The organism is Microbispora siamensis (genome assembly GCF_016863095.1).
Classification (GTDB): domain Bacteria; phylum Actinomycetota; class Actinomycetes; order Streptosporangiales; family Streptosporangiaceae; genus Microbispora; species Microbispora siamensis.
Genome location: NZ_BOOF01000079.1, coordinates 21,101 through 28,720, shown reverse-complemented (window position 1 = coordinate 28,720; position 7,620 = coordinate 21,101). Strand labels below are relative to the sequence as shown.

The following is a 7,620-nucleotide window of genomic DNA, read 5'->3' as shown; positions in this document are numbered from 1 at the left end:
AAACAAGACACCGACCGCTGGGCCTTCACCTACCACCCGGCCCACATAAGAGCCCGGCGGCTGCGAATTTAGATGCGGTCAGGCCGAATGCGGCCGATCACTTCAGCGGGTGGCGCGTGGGCCGCTTCAGAGCCAGTCGCCATTCTGGCCGACGGCGAGCAGGCGGTTCATGGTCTCCGGGGACCAGGTGCGGTCCGGCACCCGGTGGACGGCCCGGGACCTGCGCTGGGAGTCCAGGTCGGGGAAGAGGGCGAGCGAGACCTGCCGCGCGGCGTCGACCACGAGCGGAGCCACCTTCTCCAGCGGCGTGCGGGCGTCGCCCACCAGGGAGATGCTGGCCACCGGCCCCTCGTGGCCGCGCACGGCCGCGGCGACGCAGGAGATGTCGGGGAAGCACTCCCCCCGCTCGAAGGCAAGCCCGCGCCGCTGCCGGATCCGGTTGAGCTCCTGGTGCAGGGTGCCGATGTCGCCGATCGTCCGGTTGGTCAGGCGGCTGATATGCCCGTCGATGAGCGCCTCGACCTGCTCGGGCTCCAGCCACGCGAGGATCGCCTTGCCGAGCGCGGTGCAGTGGGCCGGGGCCCGGCCGCCGACGCGGGAGGGCACCGACAGGGCGAACCGGCCGCCGACCTTGTCGAGGTAGAACACTTCGGCGCCGTCGAGCACGGCGAGGTGGACGACCATCCCGGTCCTGATCTGCAGGTTGTGCAGCAGCGGCGCGGCGGCCTCCCGGATCTCGCCGTGGCTGCCGTCCCGGCCGCCGAGCCCGAGCGCCCGCTTGCCCAGGCTGTAACCGAACGACGTGTGATCCAGCCAGTTCAGCCGTACGAGCTGGTCGAGGATGCGATGAGCCGTCGAGCGCGGGAGGTGCGTGCAGCGGGCCACGTCCTCGAGCGTGAGACGGGTGGAGCGACCGGTGAACGCGTCCATGATCAGCGTCATCCGTTCGACCATCGACGGCGGCAGCTCTCGTCGAGCGGGCGCCGTCGCCTCGTGCTCGGCACGGAGAGCGGTCATCACACCTCCCAAAACTGAAATGAATTCTTGCCTCGGAATGTAGCAACGCATCACGCCCCTGGGAAGAGGGGAAGAGACATCCCGTTCTGCTGCCTCGTGTCCGGTTCCGGTCAGCGGGACGAGCGGCGGCCGGGGTGTCGGCCTCCACTAGAAAGATTTCTGCGAAGCATGTTCCTGATGTGGAGGTACGCCGGTGCGGATCGGCATCGTCAGTCCTGTCGTGGTCCGGTTGCCCGGGATCCACTCCGAGTGGGAACGCGAGGCCGGCGTGGACGACCTGGCCCGGATCGCGGAGACCGCCGACCGGCTGGGCTACCACCACCTCACCTGCAGTGAGCACGTGGCCGTCCCGGCCGGCATCGCCGCCGAGCGCGGCGCCGTCTACTGGGATCCGCTGGCGACCTTCGGCTACCTCGCGGCGCGCACCCGGCGCATCCGGCTGGTCACGCAGGTGCTGGTGCTGGGCTACCACCACCCCCTCGCCATCGCCAAGCGGTACGGCACGCTCGACCGCGTCAGCGGCGGGCGGCTCACACTGGGCCTCGGCGTGGGCAGCCTCAAGGAGGAGTTCGACCTGCTCGGCGTGCCGTTCGAGGGCCGGGGGGCGCGGGCCGACGAGGCGATCGCGGCGCTGCGCGCCGCGCTGTCGCAGCGGGAGCCGGAGTTCCACGGCGAGTTCTACGACTTCTCCGGGTTCGTGGTGGAGCCGCACGCCGTACAGCCCCGGGTGCCGCTGTGGATCGGCGGACGCACTCCGCGCTCGCTGCGCCGCGCCGCGACGTACGGCGACGGGTGGGTGCCGTTCGGACTGCCCCTGGAGACGCTCGCGTCGATGGTCCGCGAGGCGGACGACCTGCCGGACTCCTTCGACGTCGTGCTGGCGGCGGGCCGGCCGGTGGATCCCCAGGCAGCCCCGGACGCCGCGCGGCGCGCGCTGGAGCGGGTGCGCGACGCAGGCGCGACCGTCGCCGGCGTCACCGTCGCCGCGACCTCGGCGGACCACTACCGGGAGCAGTTGGAGGCGCTGCGCGACCTCGCCTCCGCGATGGGCGTGGACTTCGGGAGGACCGATGGCTGACACGACGACGACCGGGACCGACATCGAACGGCGGCTGGCCCGCCTGGAGGAACGCACCGGCGCGCTGGAGGACGAGCGGGAGGTGACCCGGCTCATCCTGTCGTACGGCCCGCTGGTGGACAGCGGCAGCGCGGACGCCGTGGCCGGGCTGTGGGACGCGGACGGCGTGTACGACGTGGACGAACTACTCATGCGCGGGCGGGCCCAGATCGCGGCCATGGTGCGCTCGGACGCCCACCAGGGCTGGATCGCGGGCGGCTGCGCGCATTTCGTCGGCCCGCCGCACGTGACCGTCACGGGCGACGACGCGACGGCGGTCTCCTACTCGCTGATGGTCACCCACGGGGACGGGGGCTTCGCGCTCCGCCGGGCGACGGCCAACCACTGGACGCTGCGCCGCACGGACAGCGGCTGGCGGATCGTCACCCGCACCGCCCGGGTGCTCGACGGCCGCCCCGAGTCCCCCGCCCTGCTCGCGAGCGGCGTCTCCACTCCTGTTCCGAACGGAGAGCGGGTATGACGGACGACGACCGGCGGCACATCGTCGAGCGGCTCGCCGCCTTCGCCGCAGCGCTCGACCGGCGCGACTGGGAGGCGGTCGCGGCCGCCTTCACCCCGGACGCCACCGGCTACCGCCGCACGGGCCGGGTGGAAATCGTCGCCACGATCCGGGCGCACCTCGGCGGCTGTGGCCCCTCCCAGCACCTGCTGGGCAACCACCGCGTCGAGATCGACGGCGACCGCGCCAGGTCGCTGACGTACGCGCGGGTGTACCACCAGGGCGCCGGGGCGTACGAGGGCCGCTTCTACGAGTGCTTCGGTGAGTACGACGACCGCTGGGAGCGCACGTCCGAGGGCTGGCTGATCGCCTCCCGGGTGTTCGGCATGACGATGGCGGTCGGCGATTTCGGAGTCCTCCAGCCCGGCTGAGCCCTCAGGGGCGGTCGGGCATGTTGGTCCAGCCCTTGCCGTCGGCCCGGCCGTACCAGCCGGAGGCGGCGAGCGTGCCGCCGTCCACCGGGATGGTGTGACCGGTGACGAACCGCGCCTCGTCGGAGGCGAGGAACTCCACGACGGCGGCGTAGTCGTCGGGCTCGCCGAACCGGCCGAGCGGCACCCACAGCGGGATCAGCCCGGGGTCGCGCCCGCGCAGCATCGCGCTCGCCGGGGTCTGCTCCGTGTCGGCCAGGTCGGGCGCGATCGCGTTGACCCGCACGCCATAACGGCCGACCTCCACGGCGAGGCTCTTGGTGAAGGCCGACACCCCCGCGTTGTACGCGGAGTAGACGGCATGGCCGGGGATGCCGCGGAAGGCCTCCACGGTGGAGTTGTTCACCACGCAGCCGGAGCCCTGCTCGACCATCACCGGAAGGATGGCGTGGGTCAGCGTGAACACGTGCCGCAGGTTCAGCTCGTACAGCCGCTGCCAGTGCGCGGGAGTGCTGCGCAGGAACGTCCTGGACGCCGGGCGGAAGTCGCCCACGTTGTTGACCAGCACGTCCACCCGGCCGCCGCCCGCGTCGAGCGCGGCGTCCCGTACGCGGTCGGCCGTCTCCTCGTCGCTCGCGTCGCCGATCACCGTGACGCAGCGCCCGCCGGCGGCCTCGATGGCGCGGCGGGTCTCCTCGGCCGCCTCGGCGTCGATGTCGTTGAGCACCACCAGGTCGCCCCGGCGGGCGAGCCTGCGGCTGACCGCGCCGCCGATGCCCAGCGCGCCCCCGGTGACCACAGAAACAGTCATCGCTCCCCCTCCCGGCCGCGTACGCGCCGCACCGGCCTGGTCTCGATCCAGTCGATCCGCACCTCGCGGCGGGTGATGCGCCAGGCGCCGTCGTGCCGCCGGTAGGTGTCGGCGTACCGCAGGTGCCACACCAGGTCGGACGGCGCGCCGTCGCGTACGGACAGGTGGTGGGCCACGCAGGCCACCGCGCCCGTGGCGGTGCCGGGCTCCGGCCCGGGCTCGAAGACCTGCCCGGCGAGCGCGTGGAAGGTCATCATGAGGCTCTCCAGCGCGGTCATCGCGGCGGCGATCTCCTCGTGGCCCGTGCGGGCGAGAACCGGGCCGAGCGCGCGCGGCGGGTCCGGCAGCACGAGCACCCCGTCAGGGGCGAACAGGCCGGTCAGTCGCGCGAAGTCGCGCTCGTCGGCGTACAACGCGTAGCGCCCCACGAGGTCGGTCAGCGCGGCGGCGTCGGCCGCCGTCACGCCGTTCATCTCGCCTCCAGCCCGAGGCGGGCGGCGCAGGCGGACAGTTCCTCCGTGGCCGCCGCGAGGTCGGCCGTGGGGGTGGGTGACAGCAGGATCCGGTTCGCTCCCAGCGCGGCCAGCGAGGCGGCCTTCTCCGGGGTGATGCGGGAGACCATGTGCCCGAGGGTGAGCTCCAGCGCCTCGGGGTCGCGGCCGCACGCCTCCGCCTCGGCGCGCATCACGCCGAGCAGCCGGCGCAGGTCGTCTCCCACGACGCCCAGCGGCTGGAAGCCGTCCCCCAGGCGTCCGGCGCGGCGGGCCGCCGCGACGCTGTGCCCGCCGATGTGGAGGGGCACCGCGCCGCGGACCGGCTTGGGATAGGTCATCGCGCCGTCGAAGTCGAAGAACTCGCCGTGGTGGCCGACCCCGTCCGGGCCGCCGCCCGCCCACAGCGCGCGCAGCACGCGGATCTGCTCGTCGGCCCGGCGGCCACGAGTGGCGAAGTCGGCGCCGCAGGCCTCGATCTCCTCCTTCATCCAGCCCATGCCCACGCAGACCCGCAGGCGGCCCCGGGACAGCGCGTCCACGGTCGCCAGGCGCTTGGCCAGCACGACCGGATGATGGTTGGGCAGCACCAGGACGCCGGTGGCCAGCCCGATCTCGCTCGTACGGCCGGCCAGGAAGGCGAGCAGGTCGAGCGGGTCCGGGATGTCGCAGTCGTCCGGCAGTTCCATCCGGCCCGAGCTGTCGTACGGATAGACGCTGGAGTAGCGGCTCATCACCACCGTGTGCTCGACCACCACGACGGACTCGAACCCGCACGCCTCGGCATGCCGGGCGAAACCGGCGATCCACTCGGGGTCGGCGGTCGTGTTCGCCGCCACGGGGGCCAGCACGGCGTATTTCATCGCTCCGCTCACGCGGGGACGCTATCGGCGCGGCCCGGGGCCGGATCGGACCGCTCCCGATGACCGGGACGTGCCCCCCCACCCGCGCCGTGACCTGTTCGTTACCTTGATAGCCTGCCTGCTCCGTAGGCCATCGGAGCGGATCGGGGACCTGATGGGGGAAAGACGGCGGCTGCGTCTCAACGCGCCGCTGGACACGGCCGGGATCGTCCTCGCCGCCACCTTCTTCTCCCTGTCCCTCACGCCGTCGCTGCTGCCCCGTCCCTGGACGCTGCAGGGGATCATCGCAGGCGTGCTCACCGCCACCGGATATCTGGTGGGAGTGAGCGTCAGCGCGCTCGTACGCCCGGCCGCGGCATGGCTCCCGGCGAGGTGGCGCGCGGCGTGGAACCGCAAGGGACGGCGGCGGGTCCGGCGCCTGGTCGCGACATTCGGCTGCGGTCTCGGCGCCGCCTCACTGGTCCTGGGCGTGCGCGCGCAGCGGGACATCTACGTGCTGATGGGCCTGGACCCGCCGGAGCGGCTCGGCTACCTGGGCGTCCCGCTGATCGCGGCGGCCCTGTTCCTGGCCCTGCTGGCCGCCGCCCGTGCGCTGCGGATCGCGGCGCGGGCGCTGGGCCGCTTCCTCGGGCGGTGGTTCCCCGCGACGGCCGCGCAGTTCGCCGCGGGGCTCGGGGTGGGCGTGCTGGCCGTCTTCCTGACCGACGGGATCCTCACCGAGGCCCTGCTGAAGGGCGCCGACCGCAGCTTCGCCGCGATCAACACCGAGACCGCCCCCGGCATCACCCCGCCGGCGGCGGCCACGCTGTCGGGCAGCCCCTCCTCGCTGGTCTCCTGGGCGTCGCTCGGCCTGGAGGGCCGCGCCTTCGTCGCGGACGCGCCTGCCGTTGGCGAGCTGAGCCGCTTCAGCGGGCGGCCCGCCGTCGCCCCGATCCGCGTCTACGCGGGGCTCGACTCCGCCGCGACCACACGCGAAAGGGCCGCCCTGGCCGTACGGGAACTGGAGCGGACCGGCGCGTTCGGCCGCGACGTGCTCTGCGTGATCACGACGACCGGCACCGGCTGGGTGGATCCGCAGGCGGCCGCCGCCCTGGAGTTCATGTACGGCGGCGACACCGCGCTGGTCTCCATGCAGTACTCCTACCTGCCGAGCTGGCTTTCGTTCCTCGTGGACCGCGAGCGGGCGAGGGCGGCCGGGCGCGAGCTGTTCGACCAGGTGTACGCCCGCTGGTCGGCGCTGCCCGCCGGTCACCGGCCCAAGCTGCTGGTCTTCGGGGAGAGCCTGGGGGCGTTCGGCGCGGAGTCGGCGTTCGGCGGCGACCGGGACCTGCGCGAGCGCACCGACGGCGCGCTGTTCGTCGGGCCGCCGGACAGCAGCGCGCTGTGGCGGCGGCTGGTCGACGGCCGCGACGCGGGCAGCAGGGAGGCGCTGCCCGTCTACCGGGGCGGCGAGACCGTGCGCTTCGCCAACCGCCCCTCCGACCTGGACGCGCCCGCGTCACCGTGGAACGCGCCGCGGGTCGTCTACCTCCAGCATCCCTCCGACCCGATCGTGTGGTGGACGCCCCGGCTCGTCCTCACCCGGCCCGACTGGCTGGAGGAGCGGCGCGGCGACGACGTGCTGCCCTGGATCCGGTGGTATCCGTTCGTGACGTTCTGGCAGATCACCGCCGACCTGGTGTTCTCCCTCGACGCGCCGCCGGGGCACGGCCACGACTACGACGGCGAGGTGATCGCCGCGTGGGCGCGCATCGCGCCGCCGGACGGGTGGGACGACGCGCGGACCGCGGCGCTGACCACGCTGCTCGCGCAGCATGCTGCGGGTTCAGGCATGCAGTGAGTCGAGCCAGCCGATCAGCCGGGTCCCCTCGCGCGTCATGATCTGGGGGTCGCGCAGGGCGTTGGCCAGCAGCGACATGCCCTGGTAGGCGCCCACCAGGGTCAGGGCGAGGCCGTCGGGCTCGGGCAGGCAGAGCTCGCGGAACTGCTGCTCGACCCAGTCGAGCAGCAGCCTGATGACCTTGCCCGCCTCCGTGTCCAGGCCGCCCTCGTCACGTTTGTCCAGCTCGGCGGCGAGGGTGCCGGTCGGGCAGCCGTACCGGGCCGCGAGGTCGCGCTGGCCGACCCACGTCTCCACGAGGCCCTTGAGCCGCTCCCGGGGGTCCGGCAGCCGCTCCAGCCGTTCGGTGAGATCCCGCAGGTGGCGAGCGTGCTCGGCCAGCGCGGCGGCGACGAGCTCGTCCTTGGTCTTGAAGTAGTAGTAGACGTTGCCCACCGGGACGTCGGCGGCGCGGGCGATGTCGGCGATGGTGGTGCGTTCTGCGCCCTGCTGGTGCACCACCTGCGCGGCGGCGGCCATGAGCCGCTGCCGCTTGGCGCTCGCGGCCCTCACCCGGGCACTCGTCGAGTCAGTCACCTGACTAACTATAG

At 73.3% G+C, this 7,620-nt stretch carries 9 protein-coding genes; 4 read left to right on the top strand and 5 right to left on the bottom strand.

The genetic code is table 11. The features are described from left to right. Window positions 1-126: 126 nt before the first annotated feature. A complete protein-coding gene (locus tag Msi02_RS41255; protein WP_204053160.1) occupies window positions 127-1,017 on the bottom strand; it encodes an IclR family transcriptional regulator in 891 nt (296 codons plus the stop codon). 193 nt (window positions 1,018-1,210) lie between these two features. Here Msi02_RS41255 and Msi02_RS41250 point away from each other — a divergent pair, with 193 nt between their 5' ends. Genes Msi02_RS41250 through Msi02_RS41240 form a run of 3 tightly spaced genes read left to right on the top strand, consistent with a single transcriptional unit; the run spans window position 1,211 to window position 3,025 of the window. Further along, on the top strand, window positions 1,211-2,095 hold the full coding sequence (locus Msi02_RS41250; protein ID WP_204053159.1) for an LLM class F420-dependent oxidoreductase: 885 nt from the start codon (window positions 1,211-1,213) through the stop codon (window positions 2,093-2,095). Next, the gene (locus Msi02_RS41245; protein WP_204053158.1) at window positions 2,088-2,615 is read left to right on the top strand and encodes a nuclear transport factor 2 family protein; all 528 of its coding nucleotides are present in this window, start codon (window positions 2,088-2,090) and stop codon (window positions 2,613-2,615) included. The genes Msi02_RS41250 and Msi02_RS41245 overlap by 8 nt, the downstream gene beginning before the upstream one ends. Then, the gene (locus Msi02_RS41240; protein ID WP_204053157.1) at window positions 2,612-3,025 is read left to right on the top strand and encodes a nuclear transport factor 2 family protein; all 414 of its coding nucleotides are present in this window, start codon (window positions 2,612-2,614) and stop codon (window positions 3,023-3,025) included. Before Msi02_RS41245 ends, Msi02_RS41240 begins: the two co-directional genes overlap by 4 nt. A 4-nt stretch (window positions 3,026-3,029) precedes the next feature. Here Msi02_RS41240 and Msi02_RS41235 read toward each other — a convergent pair whose 3' ends face one another. Genes Msi02_RS41235 through Msi02_RS41225 form a run of 3 tightly spaced genes read right to left on the bottom strand, consistent with a single transcriptional unit; the run spans window position 3,030 to window position 5,202 of the window. Beyond that, window positions 3,030-3,836 carry an SDR family NAD(P)-dependent oxidoreductase gene (locus tag Msi02_RS41235; RefSeq protein WP_204053156.1) on the bottom strand — a complete coding sequence of 269 codons (807 nt, stop codon included), beginning with the start codon at window positions 3,834-3,836 and terminating at the stop codon, window positions 3,030-3,032. Further along, complete coding sequence (locus tag Msi02_RS41230; RefSeq protein WP_204053155.1) at window positions 3,833-4,309, bottom strand: nuclear transport factor 2 family protein; 477 nt, start codon at window positions 4,307-4,309, stop codon at window positions 3,833-3,835. The genes Msi02_RS41235 and Msi02_RS41230 overlap by 4 nt, the downstream gene beginning before the upstream one ends. Continuing rightward, on the bottom strand, window positions 4,306-5,202 hold the full coding sequence (locus tag Msi02_RS41225; RefSeq protein ID WP_239109305.1) for an LLM class F420-dependent oxidoreductase: 897 nt from the start codon (window positions 5,200-5,202) through the stop codon (window positions 4,306-4,308). The genes Msi02_RS41230 and Msi02_RS41225 overlap by 4 nt, the downstream gene beginning before the upstream one ends. Window positions 5,203-5,344: 142 nt before the next feature. Here Msi02_RS41225 and Msi02_RS41220 point away from each other — a divergent pair, with 142 nt between their 5' ends. After that, on the top strand, window positions 5,345-7,030 hold the full coding sequence (locus tag Msi02_RS41220) for an alpha/beta hydrolase (protein WP_204053154.1): 1,686 nt from the start codon (window positions 5,345-5,347) through the stop codon (window positions 7,028-7,030). Here Msi02_RS41220 and Msi02_RS41215 read toward each other — a convergent pair. Continuing rightward, entirely contained in the window at window positions 7,016-7,606 is a 591-nt protein-coding gene (locus Msi02_RS41215; RefSeq protein ID WP_239109302.1) for a TetR/AcrR family transcriptional regulator, read from the bottom strand. The genes Msi02_RS41220 and Msi02_RS41215 overlap by 15 nt on opposite strands. Window positions 7,607-7,620: the final 14 nt, after the last annotated feature.